Raw genomic sequence first — 23,010 nt, 5'->3', positions numbered from 1 at the left:
CGCAGGGGGTGGGCTAACAGGTCCAGGAGGCATCGCGATCCGCCAGCAAGCCATACCGTTCAATGGCCTGCTGGCATACCTGGCACTCAAGGCTGCCCTGCTCCACCAACGCGGTAAGCGCCGCCAGCACGATGTGATGCCGATCCACCTCAAAGAAATCCCGCAGCGCCGCCCGTGTATCACTGCGGCCGAACCCATCGGTGCCGAGCACGGTGTAGCTGGAGTCCAGATAGGACGCGATCATCTGCGGGACCGCCCGAACGTAGTCGGACACGGCAATCACCGGTGCACCTGCCGGCAAGCAATCATTCAGGTGACTGACGCGCTTGCCGGCCTGCGGATGCAGGCGGTTCCAGCGCTCCACTTCCCGCGCCTCCCGTGCCAGTTCGCTGAAACTGGTCACGCTGTACACCTCGCTCGCCACGTGCCAATCCTCAGCCAGTAACCGCGCGGCGGCCTGGGCTTCACGCAGCAGGGTACCCGAACCGAGCAGGCGCACCCTGGCGTCGACGGCGCCTTCCAGGCGATACAGGCCCTTGATGATCGCCGCCTCCACGCCTGCGGGCAGGCTTGGCTGCGGGTAGTTTTCGTTCATCAGGGTCACGTAGTAGAACTCGTCCACATCCTGCTCCAGCATCTGGCGCATGCCGTGGTCGAGGATCACCGCCAACTCGCCGGCAAACGCCGGATCGTAGGCGCGACAGTTGGGTACGGTGGCGGCGGTGAGATGGCTGCTGCCGTCCTGGTGCTGCAAGCCCTCACCGCCGAGGGTGGTGCGCCCGGCCGTGGCACCGAGCAGGAAGCCACGGGCGCGCTGGTCGGCGGCGGCCCAGATCAGGTCGCCGACGCGCTGGAAGCCGAACATCGAGTAATAGATGTAGAACGGCAGCATGCGCAGGCCATGCACCGAGTAACTCGTGGCCGCCGCGACCCAGGAACTGATGGCACTGGCCTCGCTGATGCCTTCTTCAAGAATCTGCCCGTCGGTGGCTTCGCGGTAGCTGAGGATCGAACCAATGTCTTCCGGCTCATAGCGCTGGCCGACGCTGGAATAGATGCCGATCTGCTTGAACAGGTTGGCCATGCCGAAGGTGCGCGCCTCATCCGCCACGATGGGCACGATGCGCGGCCCGAGCGCCTTGTCCTTGAGCAGGTTGCTCAACATGCGCACGAAGACCATGGTGGTGGACATTTCCTTGCCGTCGGCCGCCGTGGCGAAACCGGCATAACCGCTCATGGGCGGTACGCTCACTGGCTCTGCGGCCTGGCTACGGCTGGGCACGTAGCCGCCCAGGGCCCTGCGCCGTTGATGCAGGTAGCGCAACTCGAGGCTGTCATCCGCGGGTTTGAAGAAGCTCAGCGACTCGGCCTGCTCATCGCTCAGCGGCAACTGGAAGCGGTTGCGGAACGCGAGCAGCGCCTCGCGATCGAGCTTCTTCTGCTGGTGGGTGGTCATCTTGCCCTGCCCGGCCTCGCCCATGCCGAAGCCTTTTTTGGTCTGGGCCAGGATCACCGTCGGCTTGCCCTTAACCCGGCGCGCGGCATGATAGGCGGCGTGGATCTTGACCATGTCGTGGCCGCCACGTTTGAGGCGGTCGATCTGCTCATCGCTCATGCCCTCGACCAGGCTGGCCAGCGCCGCGTTCTGGCCGAAGAAGTGTTCGCGGTTGTAGGCCCCGTCCTTGGCGGCGAAGGTCTGGAATTGACCGTCCACGGTGCTCGACAACGTGTTGACCAGGGAACCGTCGGCATCCTTGGCAAGCAAGGCGTCCCAGTCCGAACCCCAGACCAGCTTGATCACATTCCACCCCGCCCCCGCGAACAACGCCTCCAGCTCGTCGATGATCCGCCCGTTGCCACGCACCGGGCCGTCGAGGCGTTGCAGGTTGCAGTTAACCACCCAGGTCAGGTTGTCGAGGCCTTCGCGCGCGGCCAGGGTCAGGGCCGACATGCTTTCCGGCTCGTCCATTTCGCCGTCGCCGAAGACACCCCACACATGGCGCTCGGCGGTGTCCTGCAGGCCACGATGCTGCAGATAGCGCATGAAGCGCGCCTGGAAAATCGAACTGATGGGGCCAATGCCCATGGAACCGGTGGGGAACTGCCAGAAGTCCGGCATCAACCAAGGGTGCGGGTAACTGCACAGCCCACGCGCCCCGGCCTCGGCGCCACCGAGTTCCTGGCGATAGTGGGCCAGGTCGTCCTCGCTCAAGCGCCCTTCAAGGAAGGCGCGCGCATAAATGCCGGGGGCCGAATGCGGCTGGTAGAACACCAGGTCGCCGCCAAAGTCGTGCTTACGGGCGCGGAAAAAGTGATTGAAACCCACCTCGAACAAATCCGCCGCACTGGCGTAACTGGCAATGTGGCCACCGAGTTCGCCATAGGCCTGGTTGGCCCGCACCACCATGGCCAGGGCGTTCCAGCGTACCAGCGAGGCCAGGCGCTCTTCGGTGGCCAGGTCGCCGGGAAACGCCGGTTGCTGCTCGACGCTGATGCTATTGATGTAGGGCGTGCCGTGGTGGGGTTTCCAGTCGATGTGCGGAGCGCTGGCATCGCGGGCCAGCAGGTCGAGGATCTGCCGAGCGCGCTCAGGGCCGGCATTGGCTACCAGCGAAGCCAGCGCGTCACGCCATTCGTCGAGCTCTGGTTGATCCAGGGCTGTGTGATTCACTGCACTCGCGAAACCGTTCATGGGCACCTCCGGGCTTTTTTTCCAGTTTATGTCGGCGCTTGAGGATTTTTTGCCTGTTATCAGGCGCCGTTTATAGAATTTTGAGCATGAATCACTGCCCATGGGCTTTTTCCCAGCACGTTGTGCTCAAACAACCCGAAACCTCACCAGTGTGTTTAAAATGCCGCCCGCTCAATGACCGACGCTCAACGATGAACCCAGACGCACTCGCTACCCTGCACGCCCACCTGCTCACCGCCCTGGCCAGCCCGCCGGCTGAAACCCGGCGCCTGTTCCATGGCCGTGGCCGCTGCTGGCCGGGCCTGGAGCAATTGACCGTGGACTGGCTGCAAGGCGTGGTGCTGGTCGCGCTGTTCAAAGAGCCCGAAGCGCCTCACCTGAAGGGGTTGAAACAGCTGTTGATCGACTTCGACTGGGCCCAATCCGGCGCCCACAGCGTGGCGCTGCAACACCGCTACCTGCCGCAAAGCACCACGGAATGGCTGGTGGGCGCAGCCATCGACGAGCTGACCATCACCGAAGGCGGCCTGCGTTACCTGATCGACCTGGGCAAAAAGCAGAACAGCGGGCTGTTCCTCGACATGCGCTACGGCCGCAACTGGGTGCGCGAACAAGCCAAGGGCCAGCGGGTGCTCAACCTGTTTGCCTACACCTGCGGGTTCTCGGTCGCGGCCATCGAGGGCGGCGCCCGCCACGTGGTGAACCTGGACATGGCCCGTGGCGCCCTGAGCCGTGGTCGCGATAACCACCGCCTGAACGGTCATGACCTGAGCAAGGTCAGCTTCCTGGGCCACGACCTGTTCAAATCCTGGGCCAAGGTCACCCACAGCGGCCCCTACGACCTGGTGATCATCGACCCGCCGTCCTTCCAGAAAGGCAGCTTCCTGCTGACCAAGGACTACCAGCGTGTACTGCGTCGCCTGCCGGATTTGCTCACGGCCCAGGGCACTGTCCTGGCGTGCATGAACGACCCGGCCTTCGGCGAAGACTTCCTGATCGACGGCGTCACCCGCGAAGCACCGGGCCTGCGCTTTATTGAACGGCTGCAAAACCCGCCGGAATTTCCGGATATCGACGCGCAAAGCGGTCTCAAGGCGCTGGTGTTTCGCCAAGGCTGATGCCGAAACGTCCTACGCTTGCTACGCTATGGGATGCGCCGGGCGGTGAACCTTATGACCCCCTTCCCGGTCGATACCTGCATTCCCCGGCCAGACTCGACAGCGTCACGTTGTCGGCTGCCCCGTTTCATCTTTTGGAGAACCGCCCGTGATATCGACCCTGCATGTAGCCAGAATCAAAGCCTGGGGCGCCCACGGCTTTACCGCCACCGGTGTGGTATTGGCCTTCCTGGCCACCCTGGCGCTGCTGGAAAACTCACCCAAGGCCTGCCTGCTCTGGCTGGGCCTGGCCCTGGTGGTAGACGGCGTGGATGGTTCCCTGGCGCGACGGGTGAATGTCAGCACGGTATTGCCCAGCTTTGACGGCTCGGTACTGGACCTGGTGATCGATTACCTCACCTATGTGTTTATTCCGGCGCTGTTTATCTACCGCTATATCGACCTGCCGGACTTTACCCACCTGTTCACCGTGTCGGTGATCCTGGTGTCATCGCTGTTCTGCTTCTGCAACGTGAACATGAAGAGCAAGGACAACTACTTCGTCGGCTTCCCCGCCGCCTGGAACGTGGTGGCCTTGTGCGTATACATCATCCAGCCGGATGCCTGGGTCACCTTGCTGACCGTGATCGGCCTGGCCTTGCTGACCGTGACGCCGATGAAGTTCCTGCACCCGTTCCGGGTCAAGCGCTTCATGCCGATCAATATCGCAGTGACCACCATCTGGTTGCTGTGCAGCTTCTTGATGGTGGTGGATTACCCCAACACCAACCCGTGGACGTTTGGGTTGTGGTCGGTGATGTCGGCGTATTTCCTCGGGATTTGCGTGTGGCGCACGGCGCTGGAGTGGATGGGGACTCACAAATAGCCAGATGAACACAGTTCAACTGTGGGAGGGGGCTTGCTCCCGATTGCGGTGTGTCAGTCAGCTTATCCGTCACTGATACACCGCAATCGGGAGCAAGCCCCCTCCCACATTTGGTCCTGGGTACATTCGGCAGGTAAGATGGCGCCCCTTCGCACAGCGCCCTGCCAACCATAAGCCCTCCCATGCCTTTCGAACTCAGCGTAGACCTCACCACCCTCGCCATTCTCGCCGTCGTGGCCTTTATCGCCGGCTTTATCGACGCCATCGCCGGCGGCGGCGGCCTGCTTACCACCCCGGCGCTGCTCACCGCTGGGATGCCGCCCCACCTGGTACTGGGCACCAACAAGCTCAGCTCCACCTTCGGTTCGGCCACGGCCAGTTTCACCTTCTACCGTCGCAAGCTGTTCCACCCGCGCCAGTGGGTGCATGCCATCGTCGGCACCTTGATCGGCGCACTGGCCGGTGCGGTGGTTGCCCATTACTTGCCCGCCGAAACCCTGAACAAGATGCTGCCGGTGATCGTATTCGCTTGCGGCGTGTATTTGCTGTTTGGTGGCACACCCAAGGCACCGCTGGACGCCGACGCGCCGATCAAGAAGAAATGGCAAGGCACCCAGGGTTTCGGCCTGGGCTTCTACGACGGCGTGGCGGGCCCCGGCACCGGTGCGTTCTGGACCGTGAGCACCCTGCTGTTGCACCCCATCGACCTGGTGAAGGCCAGCGGCGTGGCGCGCAGCATGAACTTCGTCAGCAACGCGGCGGCGCTGTCGGTATTTATCTTCAACGGCTCGGTGGATTGGATTGTCGGCCTGGCGATGGGCGTGTCGGTGATGGGTGGCGCATTCTTTGGCGCCCGCAGCGCGATCAGCGGCGGCGCCAAATTCATTCGCCCGGTGTTTATCACCGTGGTCCTCGGCCTGACCGTGCGCCTAGCCTGGCAGCACTGGTTCAGCGTGGCCTAGGCGACGGGCCACATAAAGGTCGATCAGGTAACGCGCAATCGAGCGTGAAGCCGGCAGCGGCGGCAGGTCGTGGATGCTGAACCACTGCGCGTCCTCGATCTCGTCGGCCTGGGGCACGATGTCACCACCGGCGTACTCGGCATGGAAGCCCAGCATCATCGAATGGGGGAACGGCCAGCACTGGCTGCCCATGTACTGGATGTTCCTGACCTCCACCTGCACTTCTTCGCGCACCTCGCGGATCAGGCAGTCCTCGGCCGACTCGCCCGGCTCGGCAAAGCCGGCCAAGGTGCTGTAGACCCCGGTGACAAAACGCGGCGAGCGCGCCAGCAGGATCTCGTCGCCACGGGTCACCAGCACGATCATGCTCGGCGAAATCCGTGGGTAGCTGCGCAGGTCGCAGGCCTGGCAATACATCGCCCGCTCCCGTGGCACCTGGACCATGGCCTGGCCGCAACTGCCGCAGAACCGATGCTCCCGCGCCCAGGTGCCGATCTGCGCGGCGTAGCCCAGCACTTTGTAGAGGGTGTGATCACCTTGCAGCATGAAGCCGCGCAGGCCCTGCCAGCTGCAACCCGGCACTTCGCCCGCCGCGTCGAGTTCCAGCAGGTACACCGGCTCACCGTCGAGGTGGCCGATGCCGTGTTCGGCAAACACCGATAGCTCCTGGCGCTTGAGCCATTCCCGAGGGAACAGCGGGCCGTTGGCATCATGCAAAAAGCCCTCGCGGCTGCGGGCGACGGCCCAGCCGCCGGGGGCGTCGTTGTCCAGCAGCGTTGTGGTAATCCAGCCTGGGGTCATGTCAGTCAATCCACGAATTCGGGTTTCTGCTTGCTCATATGGGCCGCGATGGCCACGCGCAGGTCGTTGGATTGCAACATAGCCGAGTTCCAGGTGGCAACGTATTCCAGACCGTCATTGACCGTATGGTCACGCATGTAGCTGATCATGGCCTTGCTGCCGGTGACCGCAATCGGCGACTTGGCCGCGATAGCATGGGCGATCTCGAACACCCCGGCCAACAGGCTGTCCTGGTCGGCGTACACGCGATTGACCAGGCCGATGCTGCGCGCCTCCTCGGCACCGAACTGGCGGCCGGTGTAGGCCAGCTCACGCAGCATACCGTCGCCGATGATGCGTGGCAGGCGCTGCAGGGTACCGACGTCGGCGGCCATGCCGATGTCGATTTCCTTGATCGAGAATTGCGCGTCTTCAGCCGCGTAGCGCATGTCGCAGGCGCTGATCAGGTCGATGGCGCCACCGATGCAGTAACCCTGGATCGCCGCCAGTACCGGCTTGCGGCAGTTATCGACAGCGTTGAACGAGGCTTGCAGCTCGAGGATCTTGCGCCGCAGCAGGCGCGCATTGCGGCCCACATCCTTGCCGAAGTCGTTGGCCACCGAGGCCAGCATCATCAGGTCGATGCCCGAGGAAAAATGCTTGCCGGCACCGCTGAGCACCACGGCGCGTACGGCGTCGGTGTCTTCGATCCATTGGAAAATGTCGATGATCTCGGTCCAGAACGCCGCGTTCATCGCGTTGATCTTTTCCGGGCGGTTGATCTGCACATGGGCAACGTTGTCGGTGAGTTCGACGACGAAAGCTTGGTATTCGGACATGGCAGTGATCCCTGGCTGGCGAGTGATAAGGCCCGAACTATAACAAGGGTACGTGACGGCGCATCGGCCAAAAGCGGGACTGGCAACGGCGATGGAAAAGACGCTGGATAAAAGCCCCGGCACACGCCATCCTTCGCGCTTTGAGCCGCCCCATCAGCGGCGTTCGACGTTTAAAGGATATGCCCATGCACGCCCAACCCCTCGCCCCCGCCGATTTCGAATTCATCGAAGAAATCCTGTTGAAATACGGCGACGACCATTCGGTACTGAACCTGGCCGAACTCGACGGCTATTTCACCGCGCTGGTGTCCAGCCCGGCACAGGTGGATATTGCAGAGTGGTTCCCGGCGATCTGGGGCGGGCAGAACCCGGAGTGGGAAAGCGCCGAAGAGGCCCGGCAGTTCCTCGACCTTTGCGTGCGTCATATCAACCTGCTGGCCGGTCAACTGGCGACTGACGCTCAGGGTTTCAAGGCACGCTTCGATGCAACCGAACACCAGGGCCAGGACGTGACCCTCGCCGAGGAATGGTGCTTTGGTTATATCCGCGGTGCGGCGATCGGCAACTGGCCGCAACTGCCGGCCGAACAGGCCGCACAGCTGGAGAAAATCTCCTGGTGTGCCGAGCAGGACAACTTCGAGTTGCCGGCTGACCTGGATGTAGACGCCCATCAGCAGCGAGCCCGAGAAATCGAACCCGCTGCACGGGCGCTACATGATTACTGGCTGAGCCGGCGTTGATCCGGGTTTATTTGAAGTCCAGGTCAAACGCCTGATAGAACGCGTTACCGGTGTTGGCGACGATCCACAGCAACACCACCACATGCCGCCCCTTCTTGCCCTTGGGCAGTGTCACTTGATGCTCGACCTTGGCCTTCAATTCGTCGGCATGCTGGTAGTACGGCACCTGGGGGTAGAAGTCCTCGTAGAACGGCGAGGCTTCGAGTTGGGCACGGCTGATGCGCTGTCTGGCGTCCCAGCCGTCCTTGGTGATGAACCAGCGATAACCACGGGTGACGTGGGCGGCGGTGTATTCCCATTGCACCTTGAACACTTGGCCGGCCTCTACATTCAGGAGTGGCCAGGTGAATGGTGTGTTGAGCTTCTTGCTCATTTCCTCGTCGGTGAAGTTGATGCAGTCGCGCTCATCGGTCTTGCCGCCACTGAGAATATGCCCATCGGCAGGCGGCGTGACGCTTTGATCGTCGGTTTCATACGGCGCAGGAAACGGTCCGGCCGTGAGCGCGGGGAAGTTCTTGCCACCTTCCATTTCATTGACTTGCCAATTGCCCAGCAACCCGCGCTCTACCGCAACCGAGCCTCGGCTGGCGGGGGTGACGACACGTCCGTGCCGAAGTTGTGTCTGAGGTTTGTTCATTTCATTCACTCCATGATTGAAAACGCCCCGGGTGGGGAACGTTCTGAACTTACCCCATCACCCAGGCTTGTCCAGCAGGCGGCTATGCGGGCAACACTGCACGCCTCCTGCATTTCATTAAGGGGGCGCAGTTGTCCTGCGCCTGGTTCGGGCGTACGCCTACCTAGGCAAGGGCCATCTGCCTACAGGCCTTGTCCTGTAACAGCCCACGGTGGTTGATTCCCCGCTCGACAAGCACTGCATCTATGCCCGATTATTCGGGTCCGCCCGTTGGCCGCGCCAGCCACCTTGCCTTGACCAGGAGCCTTGCACCTTGAGTTCGCAGAAAACCGTGACCGTTACACCGCCCAACTTCCCCCTGAACGGCAAGGTCGCGCCCCCCGGCTCCAAATCCATTACCAACCGCGCCCTGCTGCTGGCGGCCCTGGCCAAGGGCACCAGCCGCCTGAGCGGCGCCTTGAAGAGCGATGACACCCGGCATATGTCGGTGGCCCTGCGCCAGATGGGCGTGACCATCGACGAGCCGGACGACACCACCTTCGTGGTCACCGGCACCGGCAAGCTGCAATTGCCGGCGCAGCCGTTGTTCCTCGGCAATGCCGGCACCGCGATGCGCTTCCTGACGGCCGCCGTGGCTACCGTGCAAGGCACCGTGGTACTGGACGGCGACGACTATATGCAAAAACGCCCGATCGGCCCGTTGCTGGCCACCCTCGGCCAGAACGGCATCCGGGTCGACAGCCCGACCGGTTGCCCACCGGTGACGGTGCACGGCGTGGGCAAGGTCCAGGCCAAGCGCTTCGAGATCGACGGCGGCCTGTCCAGCCAGTATGTATCGGCCCTGTTGATGCTGGCCGCGTGCGGCGAAGCGCCGATTGAAGTGGCACTGACCGGCAAGGACATCGGCGCCCGTGGCTACGTGGACCTGACCCTGGACTGCATGCGGGCCTTCGGTGCGCAGGTCGATGTGGTCGACGACACCACCTGGCGCGTGGCCCCCACCGGCTACACCGCCCATGATTACCTGATCGAACCCGACGCGTCCGCCGCCACCTACTTGTGGGCTGCCGAAGTGTTGACCGGCGGCCGTATCGACATCGGCGTGGCCGCCCACGCCTTCACCCAACCGGACGCCAAGGCCCAGGCGGTGATCGCGCAGTTCCCGAATATGCAGGCCACCGTGGTGGGTTCGCAGATGCAGGACGCGATCCCGACCCTGGCGGTCCTGGCTGCCTTCAATAACACCCCGGTGCGCTTCACGGAGCTGGCCAACCTGCGGGTCAAGGAATGCGATCGCGTACAGGCCCTGCATGACGGCCTCAATGCGATCCGTCCGGGCCTCGCCAGCATTGAAGGCGATGACCTGCTGGTCGCGGCCGACCCGGCGCTGGCCGGCACGTCGTGCAACGCCCTGATCGACACCCATGCCGACCACCGCATCGCCATGTGCTTTGCGCTGGCGGGGTTGAAAATCGCGGGTATCCGCATTCAGGACCCGGACTGCGTGGCCAAGACCTATCCTGGGTACTGGAAGGCCCTGGGCAGCCTGGGGGTCGCGTTGAGCGACTGACTCGCCCGCGCCGGAATGGGGAGGTAAGGATCATGACCATTCGCCAACCCTGCCCACCCGGCGCCTGCGTCTGCGACCGTGAACAGCTGCTGGAGGCGCCCGGCGCCGACCTGCGCATCCTCAGCCTGACGCGCCAGGAAGAAAAACGCCTGGTCGAGCGCCTGGAAAACCTGCAAAGCCTGCAAGACCTGGAGCGCATGCAACAGCGGATGCACGAGCTATTGGGCATCCGCGTGCATATCGCGCCGGGGCACACCGAGGTCAAGAGCATGCGCGGCATCCAGATCGTCATCGACGAGCTGCCAGGCATGTGCCGCAAGACCCGGCAAGCGATCCCGGCGGCGATTCGCCGGGGCCTGGAGAAAAACCCGGAAATTGCCTACCGCCTGCTGGACGCCCACGACCTGTTTCGCGAAGGTTGAATCAACCGGCAACCGTCTCGGCCTCGAACAGCCTCTGCCCGATCGCTTTCGCCGTCTTCAGATGCGTCGGGGCCGCGCCGCCTTCCGAATCCAGCAACAGCTCGGACGACACCACCTTCGCCCCGCAGTAATCGAAGATGCCGTAGTCGATCTGGGTCCGCATCGCCTTGGCATAGCCATGACGGTCAAACGCGCTGTCATCCGCACCGCCGAGGGCCAGCAAGTGCACCTGCAAATGCCGCAGTTTTTTCACCACCGGGGTATCCGGGCCGTAGTCGATCGCCCAGCCGTTGACGAACACGCGGTCGACCCAGCCCTTGAGCAGGCCCGGCAGCGACCACCAGTAGATCGGGAACGCCAGCACCAGGGCATCGGCGCGCTCGATGCGCGCCTGTTCCGCCAGCACGTCGCCCGGGGGCGTGGCCTGGGTGCGGTGTACCCGGTGATCGGCGGCGGTGTAGCGCGGGTCGAAGCCTTCGGCGGCGAGGTCGGCGATTTCAAAGGTGTGGCCCGCAGCAGTCAGGCCGGCAGCCACCTGCGCGGCCACGGCGTGGGTGAGGGATTGTGGGTCGTGATGGGCAACGACGATGAGTGCGTGCATGACTTTGACTCCGTTTGGGTTTAAGCTACTTTTGGTAAGTTAACGCCATCAAGTTACTTTTGGTATATAAGCATGTCAAGCCCTGAATCTCCTGCCCCACGTCGTCGCCTGTCCCGTGAAGATCGCCTGCGTCAGTTATTGGAGGTGGCCTGGCAGCTGGTGCGCGAGGAAGGCACCGAAGCCCTGACCCTGGGCCGCCTGGCGGAACTGGCCGGCGTCACCAAACCGGTGGTCTACGACCATTTCGTCACCCGTGCCGGGCTGCTCGCCGCGCTGTATGAAGACTTCGACGCGCGTCAGACCCAAGTGTTTGCCGAAGCCCTCGACGCCAGCCGCGCGACCTTGGAAGAACGCGCCGGGGTGATCGCCTCGTGCTATGTCGATTGCGTGTTATTGCAGGGCCGGGAAATTCCGGGGGTGATTGCCGCACTGAGCAGTTCGCCGGAGCTGGAAGCGCTCAAGCGTAAGTACGAGGCGATTTTTCTCGACAAATGCCGCGACGCACTGGGGCCCTTTGGCCAGGTTTCACAGCCAGGATTACGGGCGATGCTGGGCGCTGCGGAAGCGTTGTCCTACGCTGCGGCCAGTGGCGAGATCAGCCGTGAAGAGGCGCAAGATGAGTTGTTGGCGACCATCCTGGCAATGGTCAACCGCCCACGGCGTTGAAGACTGAAGAAGCTTCTGTGGTAAGCGGGCTTTGTTGTGGTGAGCGGGCTTGTTGTGGTGAGCGGGCTTCTGTGGTGAGCGGGCTTGCCCCGCGCTGGGCTGCGAAGCGGCCCCGATAAGAGCGCTGCAGTGTGCCAGGCAGCTCCGGGGCTGTTTCTGGGGCCGCTTCGCAGCCCAGCGCGGGGCAAGCCCGCTCACCACAACAAGCCCGCCCACCACAGAGGCAAGCTCACCACAGAAGCCCGCTCACCACAAAAAAAGCCAACCAGGCCAGGCTAACGCCCTGCCACAAACAGCTGGACCTTGCGGGCCAGTTGATCGAGGTGCCGATCACGCTGTTTCTCGGCATCCACCATCGCCCGCTTGCCGTGTTTTTGCAGCAGGTAGGTATGGATCTGGCGTACCTCCAGCGAACTGTAGATCGCCGCCACATCCAACACGCCCATCAAGCCATCGGTGCCGTAGTCCCGGGTATTCATCAACACCTGGGTGCCCCGCGCACCCCGCACTTGAAACCCCATGGCCTCGAAGACCGCTACCTTCTCCACGGCACAGGCCAACTCGGCATGGGGATAGCGCGCCAGCACGTCCGCCATCATCCCGCGCGCCACACCCTGGCGCCGGAAACCGGCCTGCACCGCCATAAAGGCGATGCCACAGGCTTCAGGATCATCTTTCACCGGCAGGTACAGGCAAAAGCCAATCACCTGCTCCTCGAGCATCGCCACGATCAACTCAACGGCAATCCCCTTCGACCCGCCCACTGCCTCCAGGTACAGGTGCACCTCAAAGCCGATGGCGTATTGGTAAATGTTGTAGAGCAGGTTGCTCGGCGGCAGCGCGACGCTGCTGATGTCGGTGAGGTTGTCCACCACCATCTGCAGGATCTGGGCATTGATGGGCTCGGGGCACGGAGTGGTGTAGCGGGTAAGGCTGAACATGCAGATTCCTGGGTTTCGCGTCAAGGCAGCGGCGATTGTACCTGTTGCAGGCCGTTCAGTGCCCGCACACCTCACGCACGCACCCGCGCAACCAGCGGTGGGCCAGGTCGGCATCCAGCCGCGGATGCCAGAGCATCGCCACGGTGAACGGTGCCAGCGTCAACGGCAACGCAAAGCTGTACAGGCCTTCGCGCTGATGGGCGGTGTAGCGTTCGGGCACGCTGGCAATCAGGTCGGTGTCGCGGGCCAGGGCGATGGCCGTGGCGAACCCGGCGACGATGGTGCCGATCTGCCGCGTCAAGCCCAGGGCGTCAAGCCCATCGTCGATCTGGCCGCGCTCCTGCCCGCGCCGCGAGACGTAGACGTGCCGCCCCTGGGCAAACCGCTCGGCACTGATGTCGCCCTTGCTCAAGGGATGGCCGCTGCGCACCACGCCAATCAAACGGTCGCGAAACAGCGCCTGGGTCAGCACTTCGGGGCTGGCGTTGGGGTCGACCACACCGGTCTCCAGGTCGACGCTGCCTTCGCGCAGCAACGTGCTGTCCTTGTCGGTCTTGCTGACGAAACGCAGGCGTACACCAGGCGCGTCCCGTGCGATGCGCGCCAGTAACGCGGGACCGAAGTTTTCGACGAACTCTTCACTGGTGCGCAGGGTGAAGGTGCGCTCCACCTGGGCCAGGTCCAGGGCGTGTGCCGGGCGCAGCACCGCATGGGCGTCCTGCACCAGGCGGCTGACCTGCTCACGCAATGCCTGCGCCCGCGGCGTCGGTACCAGCCCGCGCCCGGCGCGGACCAACAGCGGATCGCCGGTGGTCTCGCGCAAGCGCGCCAGCGCCCGGCTCATGGCCGAGGGGCTCAACTGCAAGCGCTTGGCCGCTCGGGCGACACTGCCTTCGGCCAGCAAGACATCCAGGGTGATCAGCAGATTAAAGTCGGGCATGGGCGCTCCTTAGCAGGCGTTTGACGCAGGTATTAACTGCAAACCTTGCGTCTTCCGCCATGTTAGGCAAGGCCGTAGATTTGTGACAGTTGCGTCCACCCAAGGAATCTTCCATGCATACGTCTTCACGCGGCGGCCTTGCCAGCCTGTCGCTGTCCATGTTGCTCGCCGCCCTCGGCACCAGCATCGCCAATGTCGGCCTGCCCAGCCTGGTAAAGGCATTCGATGCGTCGTTTCATGCCGTGCAGTGGGTGGTGCTGGCCTACCTGATGGCGATCACGCTGGTGATCGTGAGTGCGGGCCGCCTGGGCGACCGCCTGGGCCGGCGTCGGCTGTTGCTCGTCGGGTTATTGCTGTTCGCGCTGGCATGCGGGCTGTGCAGTGCGGCGCCGACATTGAATGGGCTGATTGCCGCACGCGCGCTGCAAGGGCTCGGTGCCGCCGTGATGATGGCCATGGCCCTGGGAATGGTCGGTGATACGGTGCCTCCGGAGCGTACCGGCCGCGCAATGGGCCTGCTGGGCACGCTGTCGGCAGTCGGCACGGCGCTGGGGCCGAGTGTCGGTGGGGGGTTAGTGAGCCTATGGGGTTGGCGGGCCCTGTTTCTGGCGGGTGCGCCCCTGGGGTTAGCGGCCTTCGTCCTTGCCTGGCGCTGTTTGCCCCTTGATCGCCGCAACGGGCGATTGCCTGCACAGGCCGGGTTCTGGCGCGCCCTGGAGGACGCTTCGTTGCGCAGTCGCCTGGTCATGAGCGCGTTGGTCAGCGCGGTGATCATGGCCACCTTTGTGGTCGGGCCGTTCTATCTGTCCCAAGGCCTGGGGCTCGCGCCTGAATGGATGGGCCTGGCCATGGCGGTCGGGCCGTGTGTCGCGGCGCTGACCGGCGTACCGGCGGGTCGCCTCACCGACCGCCTGGGCAGCCGGCACACGACCTTCGCGGGGCTGGGCACCCTGCTCGGCGGTGCGCTGCTGCTGGCGCTGGCCTCAGGACTGCCGGCCTACCTGGGTTCGCTGGTGATCCTGACGGCGGGCTACAGCCTGTTCCAGACCGCCAACAACACCGCCGTGATGAAAGCCGCACGGGGCACCAACCGAGGCACGCTCTCGGGTTGGCTGAACCTGTCGCGCAACCTCGGGCTGATTGGCGGCGCATCGGCACTGGGCACGGTGTTCGCCTGGGCACCCCCTGATGTCACCCATGGCACCCCGCAATCAGTCGCAGATGGCCTGCACACAACCTTTGGCGTCGCCGCCGGTTTGATCCTGCTCGCCCTGGCCATCGCAAGGGGCCACGTGGACAGCCAGCAGCACGCAAACATTGACAAGCTAAAATCGTAACGACTATTGTCTGACAACCTGATCACCAAGGTTGTCCCATGCTTGAGCTTCAACGTCCCGATTCGCTTGTCGTGCGGGTTGTCAGTGCGATCCGCGCAGAAATCGACGCCGGCGAGCTACCGCCCGAATCGCGCCTGCCCACCGAACAGCAACTGGCCGAACAGCTCAACGTCAGCCGTTCCGTGGTGCGCGAGGCCATTGCCCAGCTCAAGGCCGACGGTGTCATCACCGCGCGCCGGGGCTTGGGCTCGTTCATTTCCCAGACGCCTGCCGGCACGGTATTCCGCTTTCCCCTGCCGAACGGACGGCGCCCCGACCTGGCGCAGATGTTTGAAGTGCGCCTGTGGATCGAGACCCAGGCCGCCGCGATTGCCGCCCAGCGCCGCGATGACGCCGATCTGGTACGCATGAAAAGCGCCTTGCAGGACATGCAGGACAACCGCGACAACTTCGAAGCCGCCGCCCTGGCCGACGTGGAATTCCACCGGGCCATCGCTGACGCGAGCAAGAATGACTACTTCGTAGCCTTCCATGACTTCCTGCGCAGCCAACTGGCCAGCGCGCGCAAGACCGCCTGGGAAAACTCCGCGTCACGCTTTGTGACCGGTTCTGCCGATGCCACCCAGGAACACCAACTGCTTTACCAGGCCATTGCCGACGGTGACGCCCAGCGCGCCGCCGCCAACGCCGAGGCCCACCTGCGTGCGGCGGCGCGGCGCCTGAGCCTGGAGTTGCCCGCCAAGCACTGAAGGATTTCACCCGTTTGAAGCGTGTCCCGGACACGCCATTTTTTTAACAAAACCATTAGTCTGACAACCTGATAAGCAGACCAAAATGGACAGCCCTAGGTACCCGCAATGATTCACGACTTTTGCATTATCGGCGGCGGCATCGTCGGCCTCGCCACCGCAATGGCACTGCTCAAGCGCCAGCCCGGCGCGTCCCTGGTGATCCTCGAGAAAGAACCGGTGCTGGCCAGGCACCAGACCGGCCACAACAGCGGCGTGATCCACGCTGGCATCTACTACGCACCCGGCAGCCTCAAGGCCGACCTGTGCAAGCGCGGCGCCGAAGCCACCAAGCAGTTCTGTACCGAGCACGGCATCAAGTTCGAGGTCTGCGGCAAGCTGCTGGTGGCCTCAAGCCCCCTGGAAATGCAGCGAATGGAAGCGCTGTATGCCCGCGCCCAACTCAACGGCATGCAGGTCGAACGCCTGGATGCCGACCAATTGCGCCAGCGTGAACCGAACATCGTCGGCCTGGGCGGGCTGTTCCTGGACGCCACCGGCATCGTCGATTATCGCCAGGTGTGCGAGACCATGGCCCGAGTGATCCGCCGCAGCGGTGGCGAGATCTGCCTGGAGCGCACCGTCACCGGCATCCGCGAAAGCAGCGATCACGTCACCATCAACACCCACGGCGAAACATGGCAGGCGCGCCACCTGGTGGTCTGCGCCGGGCTGCAGTCGGACCGTCTGGCGCGGCTGGCCGGGGTAAAGATCGACCACCAGATCATCCCGTTTCGCGGCGAGTACTTCCGCCTGCCGGCCGCCAAGAACAACATCGTCAACCACCTGATCTACCCGATTCCAGACCCGCAGCTGCCGTTCCTCGGCGTGCACCTCACGCGCATGATCGACGGCAGCGTGACCGTCGGCCCGAATGCCGTACTGGGCCTGGGTCGCGAGAACTACCGCAAGTTCTCGGTCAACTGGCGCGACGTGGCGCAGTACGCCAGCTTCCCCGGCTTCTGGAAAACCCTTTGGCAAAACCTCGGTTCAGGCACCACCGAGATGAAGAATTCGCTGTTCAAGTCCGGCTATTTGGAGCAATGCCGCAAGTATTGCCCGTCGCTGAACCTCGACGACCTGCTGCCCTACGAAGCCGGCATCCGCGCCCAGGCCGTGATGCGCGACGGCAGCCTGGTGCACGATTTCCTGTTCGCCCAGACCCCGCGAATGCTCCACGTCTGCAACGCGCCTTCGCCGGCCGCCACATCAGCCATGCCGATCGGCGCGATGATCGCCGACCGCCTGTTCACGCCCGAGTAACCCCCGCACCACACGTCCATTTGACAATAACTACAAAGACCCAGAAGGAAGTACAGCATGACGGCATCCGCCCCCCTCTCCGGCACCGAAACGCCCGAGCAAACGCGCAAACGCCTGCGCAAAGTCGCAGCGGCAACCATCTTTGGCTCGATGTTGGAGTGGTACGACTTTTACCTGTACGCCACCATGGCGGCCATTGTGTTCTCGAAGATCTTCTTCGATAACAGCGATCCGAAGGCAGCCACGCTGATGGCCTTCTCCACCTTCGCCATCGGCTTTATTGCACGCCCGTTCGGCGGCATCCTGTTTGGCTACCTGGGCGACAAGTTCGGGCGCAAACAGGTACTGGTGCTGACCTTCTGCCTGATGGGCGTGTGCACCACGCTGATCGGCCTGATCCCCAGCTACGCCTCCATCGGCATCTGGGCACCGATCGTGCTGGTGTTCATCCGCATCATCCAGGGCCTGGGCGCCGGTGCCGAGCTGTCGGGGGCGGCAGTCACCTCCTACGAACACGCCGCCCAGGGCAAGCGCGGCAGCCAGGGTGCGTGGCCCGCACTGGGCCTGAACCTGGGCCTGTTGCTGTCGTCGCTTACCGTGTACCTGCTGACCATCAACGGTAATGAGTTCCTCCTGGCCGGTGGCTGGCGCATTCCGTTTATCTGCAGCATCGTCCTGGTCGGCGTCGGCCTGTGGGTGCGTAACAGCATTCCGGAAACCCCCGAGTTCAAAGAACTGACCAAAGCAGCCGCCAAGGCCAAGGCTTCGCCCCTGAAAGCCTTGTTCAAGAACGACCTGAAGGGCCTCGCCGTGGTGTTCTTCGTGGCCATTGGCTACAACGCCCTGAGCTACATCTTCAAGACCTTCTCCCTGGCCTACCTGACCCAGTTCAAAGGCGTGGATGTACACGTCACCTCGCTGTCGGTGACCATCGCCAGCCTGATCGCCATCGTCGCCGTGCCGTGTTTCGGCTGGCTCTGCGACAAGTGGAGCAGCAAGCTTGTGCTGATCCTCGGTGGGGTCTGCTCGCTGCTGTTCGCCTACCCGTTCCTGGCCCTGCTCAATACCGGCGAAAGCCTGATGATCTACATCGCCATCGGCGTAGGTACCGGCATCCTGGCGCCGATGATGTTTGCCCCACAGGGTTCGTTCCTCAGCCGCCAGTTCCCGACCCAGACCCGCTCTTCGGGCTTCGGCACCGGGCGCGAAATCGGCACGGCCATCGCCGGTGGCCTGGCGCCGCTGGGCGCCCTGTCGATGGTGGCGGCATCGGCCACCCACTCCACCGATGGCGTGGTGATCATCCTCGGCATATCCGCGCTGCTGGTGGTGGTGTTTGCCTTGTGCGACCAGGGCCGCAAACACTCTGCATTCAAGAACTGAGCAAAAAAGTTCGGACCAACGGGTGCATGGACGCACCCACATCGCGCATCATGGGCACTTTCAAGCTCAAGGGTAACGTCCATGCGCGTTCTGTCATTGATGATGGGTCTTACGACGCTGGCCGCCAGTACGGTGTTCTGCGCCAGCGCGATGGCGAATGAAGAAAGTCAGTTGGTGCAACAGATCAACGAGTACCGCAGCCAGGTGCAGCGCTGCGGCGACCAGGGTTCCCAGGAACTGCCACCGCTGGCCAACGATACACGGCTGGTGCTGCCGGCCAGTAACGTCGGCGACCTGCAGCAGGCCCTGGCCCGGGCCGCTTACCCGATGGTCAATGTGCAGGCCATCAGCCTGTCCGGGCCCAAGGACGCCCAGGCAGCCATGAAAGCCGTGCGCGAGAGTTTCTGCCGGGTGGTGCTGGACCCGCAATTCGTCGACATCGGCGTGAGCAACAGCGGCTAGGACTGGCGCATCGTGCTGGCCCGCCCGTTGCTATCCAGCGGCCTGGGCGATTGGCAAACCGAAGGCCGCAAGCTGCTCGACCTGATCAATGCCGCCCGTACACAACCGCGCCAGTGCGGCACCCAGGCGTTTACCGCGACCACACCATTGTCGTGGAACGAGGCGTTGGCCGGGGCCGCCAACAGCCATACGCGCAACATGGCCAACGGCAATTTCTTCGACCACCTGGACCACGACGGCCGCACGCCTGGCGACCGCGCCGAACTGGCCGGGTATATCGCGAAGAACATCGGCGAAAACATCGCCGCCGGCCTGGACACCCCGCGCAAGGTGGTCGACGGCTGGCTCGCCAGCCCGGGTCATTGCGCCAACCTGATGAACCCGCAATTTCGCGAATTGGGCGCAGCCTATGCCATGGACCCGAAGAGTGACGCGGGCATTTACTGGACGGGTTTATTCGGCGCGCAATAAGGTGGGGTAATCGTCCGATAGCGCTGAACTCGGGCTATTCAAACGAGCGGAGAATCAAATTGCCATCTATCGGATAATTCGGCTGAACTGGTAGCGCTCAAGCGGGTCTGTAGCTTTGCGCCGGATCCTGACAGGCGCGCCGAAGATTCTGAAAAACAAGGTGTTTCCCGAATGATGAATTGGCTGCAAAGCAGCAGCGACATGGCCGAACAGGTGCGCCAGCATGATTGGGCCAATTCACCTCTCGGTCCATTGGAGCAGTGGCCAGACGTTTTGAAGACGACGGTCGCGCTGTGTTTCGCGTCGAGCTTTCCCCAGGCGATTGTCTGGGGTCCGCAGCTGATCACGCTCTACAACGATGCGTTTATCCCGATCCTGGGCAGCAAGCCCTACGCGTTGGGGCGCCCGTTCAACGAAGTGTGGGCCGAGGTGTGGGATGACGTCAGCCCTATCGCCAACGCCGCCTTCGAGGGCCACGCCACCTATATCGAAAACTTTCCCCTGGTGATTGAACGCGGCCCGAGGCGGGAGCAGGCGTACTTCACCTTCTGCTACAGCCCGATCCGCGATCCCCAAGGCAAGGTGGTCGGCATGCTCGACACCGTCACCGAGACCACCGCCACGGTGTTCCTGGCACGCCGCCTGGCGGTGCTGGACGCCATCGGCAACGCGGTGGCCAACGCCGCCGATGCCGAAGCCATCATGACCAGCACCACCCGGTTGCTGGCCGAACACCTGCAGGTGAGCAATTGCGCCTACGCCGACATGGACGCCGATGAGGACGGCTTTACCATTCGAGACAATTGGACCGCGCCCGGCTCGCCCAGCATCATCGGCCGCTACAGCCTGGCGGCGTTCGGCGAGATGGCCGTCAACTGCCTGCGCGCCGGCGAGCCCCTGGTGATCCACGACAATCTGCGCGAGTTGCCGCCCGCAGAGTCCGCCACCTTCCAGGCCCTGGGGGTGACGGCGACGATCTGCATGCCGCTGATCAAGAACGGTCGCCTGACGGCCCTGATGGCCGTCCATGACAAAAAACCACGCCCCTGGTCCCCATACGACCTGGCCCTGTTGCGGGAAGTCACCGAGCGCTCCTGGGCGCATATCGAGCGCGTGCGTGCCGATGCCGATGTGCGCAAGGGCCTGGCGGCCTATGCCGAACTGAACACCACTCTCGAACAGCGCGTCGAAGAACGCACCCTGGCGCTGGCCAAGGCCGAAGCCGCACTGCGCCAGTCGCAGAAACTCGAAGCCATCGGCCAACTCACCGGCGGCGTGGCCCATGACTTCAACAACCTGCTGACCATCATTCGCTCATCGGTGGACTTCCTGCGTCAGCCAGACCTGTCGGAACAGCGTCGCCAGCGCTATATGGGCGCGGTGGCGGATACCGTAGAGCGGGCCAGCAAGTTGACCAGCCAATTGCTCGCCTTTGCCCGTCGCCAACCACTGAACCCGGAAGTCTTCGATGTGGGCCAGCGCGTACAGAACATCGGCGAGATGCTGGAGAGCGTCACGGGCGCGCGCATTCATGTGCGCGTCGAGATGCCTTCGCAGCCGTGTTTCGCGCGGATCGATGCCAGCCAGTTTGAAACCGCACTGATCAACATCGCCCTCAATGCACGGGACGCAATGGAGGGCCAGGGCACCCTGACCCTGAAAGTCCTCGGGGCACAGCCGTTGCCCCACATTCGCGGCGACGCCGGGTCGGGTAAGGCGTATGTCGCCATTTCGCTCGCCGATACCGGCCCCGGCATTCCCGAAGACACCGTCGAACGCATTTTCGAGCCGTTCTTCACCACCAAGGCGGTGGGTAAAGGCACCGGCCTGGGCCTGTCGCAAGTCTTCGGCTTCGCCAAGCAGTCGGGGGGCAATATCGATGTGACCAGCACGCCCGGCCAAGGCAGCGTATTCACCTTGTATCTGCCCCAGGTCGAAGCCGAAGCAGCGCTGCCACCCCCCTGCGAGGAAACACCGGCTTCGTCCCACGACACCTCACAGTGCCGGGTGCTGATTGTGGAGGACAACCTGGAGATCGGGCGGTTTGCCAGCCAGATTCTTCAAGACCTGGGCTACCAGGCCACCTGGGTGACCGATGCCGAACAGGCCCTGACCCTTGCCGGGCACGATGGCAGGGCCTTCGATGTGATCTTCTCCGACGTGGTCATGCCCGGTATCACCGGCGTCGCCATGGCCAAGCTGCTGCGCCAGCGTCGAGCGGACCTGCCGGTGATACTGACCTCGGGCTACAGCGAAGAGCTGGCAGACAATGGCTATGACGGCTTCGAGTTCCTGCCCAAGCCTTACTCTGCCGAGCAGGTTTCGCGGGTATTGATCAAGGCCATGCACAAGGACTGAGCCGCGCCCTACTCCGCCACGGCCACCTGGTTGCGGCCCAGCGCCTTGGCCCGGTACAGCGCTTTGTCGGCGCTGTTCATCAGGCCGTGCAGGTCCTCGTCCACGGCATGGGTGAACGCCACCCCAAGGCTGGCTGACAGCCCCTTGACCGGCTCGGCGGCCAAACCGGCGATAGCCTTGATCAGGTCCTCGGCAATAGTGCGCGCGGTGTCCAACGACGTATTGGGCAACAACACCGCAAACTCTTCGCCGCCCAGGCGGCCATACACATCGGCCTTGCGGAACGACGCACTGATCACCCCGCCAATCTGGCGTAACACCTGATCGCCGGCCTGGTGCCCATAGGTGTCGTTGATTTGCTTGAAGTGGTCCATGTCCATCATCAGCGCGCACAGCGGCTGCTGGTTATGACGGCATTGCGCATACAGCAATTGCGCATGTTCGAAAAATGCCCGGCGGTTCATCAGGCCGGTCAGCTCATCGGTCTGCGCGGCACGGGTCGAGATGTTGTGGGCGCGCTCCATTTGCCGGGTCAGGCGAAAGGCTTTCTCCAGTGCATCGGACAACTTGCGCGTGGCACTGGCCACAAACGTGGAAAACACCAGGACCGCGATGCCGATGCCCACTTGCATCGATGTCGGCTGGAACAACAGCCACAGGGTGCACGGCAGCAACACCAGGCCGATGGACACCAGGGTCATATAGCGATAGGCCGAATAACACGACACCGCACTGACCGACATCCCCACGGTGAACAGCATCACCAGCGCCTGGGACAACCGATCATCAGGGGGCATCAGCGCGAGTGCCCCAGCCCCCCAAATGCTCGCGGACAGCACCAGCGTGACCCAGTAGCGGCGCTCCCAGCGGTCCGGGGTGCGTTCGCTGTTGGGGCAGCGGAACCAGTCCAGGAACATCTTGACCCGCAGCAGCGACGAGGCACCCAGCAGCACCAGCCACACCAGCATGGACGTGTGATCAAAACGCTCCCAGCACAGCCAGCAGAGCATGGCGGCCGCCATGTAGCTGCCGAAAATGGCTGCAAATGACTGGCGAAACAATTGGTGCAAACGGTCGGTTCGCACCTGTGCCTCTATAAAGCAATCCTGGTCCTGCCCATGCCCAAGGCCATTCATGAAATGTGCTCGATTCGACTGCCATGACAAAGGCGCCAT

The 23,010-nt window shown here is 63.4% G+C and carries 20 protein-coding genes and 1 pseudogene; 13 read left to right on the top strand and 8 right to left on the bottom strand.

The genetic code is table 11. The features are described from left to right. Positions 1–13: 13 nt before the first annotated feature. Positions 14–2,692, bottom strand: a complete 2,679-nt coding sequence (gene mdeB / locus NIBR502773_RS28910) for an alpha-ketoglutarate dehydrogenase (RefSeq protein ID WP_141157591.1) — start codon at positions 2,690–2,692, stop codon at positions 14–16. A 191-nt stretch (positions 2,693–2,883) separates the two neighbouring features. Between mdeB and NIBR502773_RS28905 the strand changes: the two genes are divergently transcribed. From NIBR502773_RS28905 to NIBR502773_RS28895, 3 genes are all read left to right on the top strand, one after another. Continuing rightward, complete coding sequence (locus NIBR502773_RS28905) at positions 2,884–3,810, top strand: class I SAM-dependent methyltransferase (protein ID WP_141157590.1); 927 nt, start codon at positions 2,884–2,886, stop codon at positions 3,808–3,810. 148 nt (positions 3,811–3,958) lie between these two features. Next, the gene (gene pcsA / locus NIBR502773_RS28900; RefSeq protein ID WP_027606368.1) at positions 3,959–4,675 is read left to right on the top strand and encodes a phosphatidylcholine synthase; all 717 of its coding nucleotides are present in this window, start codon (positions 3,959–3,961) and stop codon (positions 4,673–4,675) included. 182 nt (positions 4,676–4,857) lie between these two features. Next, positions 4,858–5,637 carry a TSUP family transporter gene (locus tag NIBR502773_RS28895; protein ID WP_115486169.1) on the top strand — a complete coding sequence of 260 codons (780 nt, stop codon included), beginning with the start codon at positions 4,858–4,860 and terminating at the stop codon, positions 5,635–5,637. Here NIBR502773_RS28895 and nudC read toward each other — a convergent pair. Both nudC and NIBR502773_RS28885 read right to left on the bottom strand, forming a co-directional pair. Beyond that, positions 5,605–6,438, bottom strand: a complete 834-nt coding sequence (nudC, locus tag NIBR502773_RS28890) for an NAD(+) diphosphatase (RefSeq protein WP_141157589.1) — start codon at positions 6,436–6,438, stop codon at positions 5,605–5,607. The two genes, NIBR502773_RS28895 and nudC, sit on opposite strands and share 33 nt — an antisense overlap. Before the next feature lie 5 nt (positions 6,439–6,443). Next, positions 6,444–7,256 (bottom strand): crotonase/enoyl-CoA hydratase family protein, encoded by an 813-nt coding sequence (locus tag NIBR502773_RS28885; RefSeq protein WP_141157588.1) that lies wholly within the window; start codon positions 7,254–7,256, stop codon positions 6,444–6,446. 185 nt (positions 7,257–7,441) lie between these two features. On the opposite strand from NIBR502773_RS28885, the gene NIBR502773_RS28880 reads away from it, so the two are divergent. Beyond that, positions 7,442–7,996, top strand: a complete 555-nt coding sequence (locus tag NIBR502773_RS28880) for a UPF0149 family protein (RefSeq protein WP_141157587.1) — start codon at positions 7,442–7,444, stop codon at positions 7,994–7,996. Between the two features lie 7 nt (positions 7,997–8,003). Here NIBR502773_RS28880 and NIBR502773_RS28875 read toward each other — a convergent pair whose 3' ends face one another. Beyond that, entirely contained in the window at positions 8,004–8,633 is a 630-nt protein-coding gene (locus NIBR502773_RS28875) for a lytic polysaccharide monooxygenase auxiliary activity family 9 protein (RefSeq protein ID WP_115486173.1), read from the bottom strand. A gap of 313 nt (positions 8,634–8,946) precedes the next feature. On the opposite strand from NIBR502773_RS28875, the gene aroA reads away from it, so the two are divergent. Next, on the top strand, positions 8,947–10,203 hold the full coding sequence (gene aroA, locus NIBR502773_RS28870) for a 3-phosphoshikimate 1-carboxyvinyltransferase (RefSeq protein ID WP_141157586.1): 1,257 nt from the start codon (positions 8,947–8,949) through the stop codon (positions 10,201–10,203). Positions 10,204–10,235: 32 nt separating this feature from the next. Further along, on the top strand, positions 10,236–10,625 hold the full coding sequence (locus tag NIBR502773_RS28865; RefSeq protein ID WP_065941293.1) for a hypothetical protein: 390 nt from the start codon (positions 10,236–10,238) through the stop codon (positions 10,623–10,625). Position 10,626: 1 nt separating this feature from the next. Here the strand turns inward: NIBR502773_RS28865 and NIBR502773_RS28860 are convergent, their stop codons facing one another. Further along, positions 10,627–11,226 carry an NAD(P)H-dependent oxidoreductase gene (locus NIBR502773_RS28860; protein ID WP_141157585.1) on the bottom strand — a complete coding sequence of 200 codons (600 nt, stop codon included), beginning with the start codon at positions 11,224–11,226 and terminating at the stop codon, positions 10,627–10,629. 72 nt (positions 11,227–11,298) lie between these two features. Here NIBR502773_RS28860 and NIBR502773_RS28855 point away from each other — a divergent pair, with 72 nt between their 5' ends. Beyond that, complete coding sequence (locus NIBR502773_RS28855) at positions 11,299–11,892, top strand: TetR/AcrR family transcriptional regulator (RefSeq protein WP_092488581.1); 594 nt, start codon at positions 11,299–11,301, stop codon at positions 11,890–11,892. Between the two features lie 275 nt (positions 11,893–12,167). Here NIBR502773_RS28855 and NIBR502773_RS28850 read toward each other — a convergent pair whose 3' ends face one another. Continuing rightward, positions 12,168–12,833 (bottom strand): GNAT family N-acetyltransferase, encoded by a 666-nt coding sequence (locus NIBR502773_RS28850; protein WP_141157584.1) that lies wholly within the window; start codon positions 12,831–12,833, stop codon positions 12,168–12,170. Positions 12,834–12,888: 55 nt separating this feature from the next. Beyond that, entirely contained in the window at positions 12,889–13,773 is an 885-nt protein-coding gene (locus tag NIBR502773_RS28845) for a LysR family transcriptional regulator (protein ID WP_141157583.1), read from the bottom strand. Positions 13,774–13,886: 113 nt separating this feature from the next. Between NIBR502773_RS28845 and NIBR502773_RS28840 the strand changes: the two genes are divergently transcribed. The 6 genes and pseudogenes from NIBR502773_RS28840 (at position 13,887) to NIBR502773_RS28815 (ending at position 21,835) form a co-directional block, all read left to right on the top strand. Beyond that, positions 13,887–15,110, top strand: coding sequence for an MFS transporter (locus tag NIBR502773_RS28840; RefSeq protein ID WP_141157582.1), 1,224 nt, complete (start codon positions 13,887–13,889; stop codon positions 15,108–15,110). A gap of 38 nt (positions 15,111–15,148) precedes the next feature. Continuing rightward, a complete protein-coding gene (locus NIBR502773_RS28835) occupies positions 15,149–15,859 on the top strand; it encodes a FadR/GntR family transcriptional regulator (RefSeq protein WP_092488585.1) in 711 nt (236 codons plus the stop codon). A 108-nt stretch (positions 15,860–15,967) separates the two neighbouring features. Continuing rightward, complete coding sequence (lhgO, locus tag NIBR502773_RS28830) at positions 15,968–17,161, top strand: L-2-hydroxyglutarate oxidase (RefSeq protein ID WP_141157581.1); 1,194 nt, start codon at positions 15,968–15,970, stop codon at positions 17,159–17,161. A gap of 57 nt (positions 17,162–17,218) precedes the next feature. Next, positions 17,219–18,544 (top strand): MFS transporter, encoded by a 1,326-nt coding sequence (locus NIBR502773_RS28825; protein WP_141157580.1) that lies wholly within the window; start codon positions 17,219–17,221, stop codon positions 18,542–18,544. Positions 18,545–18,625: 81 nt separating this feature from the next. Next, a pseudogene (locus NIBR502773_RS28820) lies at positions 18,626–19,477 on the top strand (CAP domain-containing protein). A 171-nt stretch (positions 19,478–19,648) separates the two neighbouring features. After that, the gene (locus tag NIBR502773_RS28815; protein WP_141157579.1) at positions 19,649–21,835 is read left to right on the top strand and encodes a GAF domain-containing protein; all 2,187 of its coding nucleotides are present in this window, start codon (positions 19,649–19,651) and stop codon (positions 21,833–21,835) included. An 8-nt stretch (positions 21,836–21,843) separates the two neighbouring features. Here NIBR502773_RS28815 and NIBR502773_RS28810 read toward each other — a convergent pair whose 3' ends face one another. After that, entirely contained in the window at positions 21,844–23,010 is a 1,167-nt protein-coding gene (locus NIBR502773_RS28810; protein ID WP_141157578.1) for a diguanylate cyclase, read from the bottom strand.

Source organism: Pseudomonas sp. NIBRBAC000502773 (genome assembly GCF_006517195.1).
Taxonomy (GTDB): Bacteria; Pseudomonadota; Gammaproteobacteria; order Pseudomonadales; family Pseudomonadaceae; genus Aquipseudomonas; species Aquipseudomonas marginalis.
The sequence above is the reverse complement of the archived record's forward strand: the minus strand, read 5'-3'. Positions and strand labels throughout refer to the sequence as shown.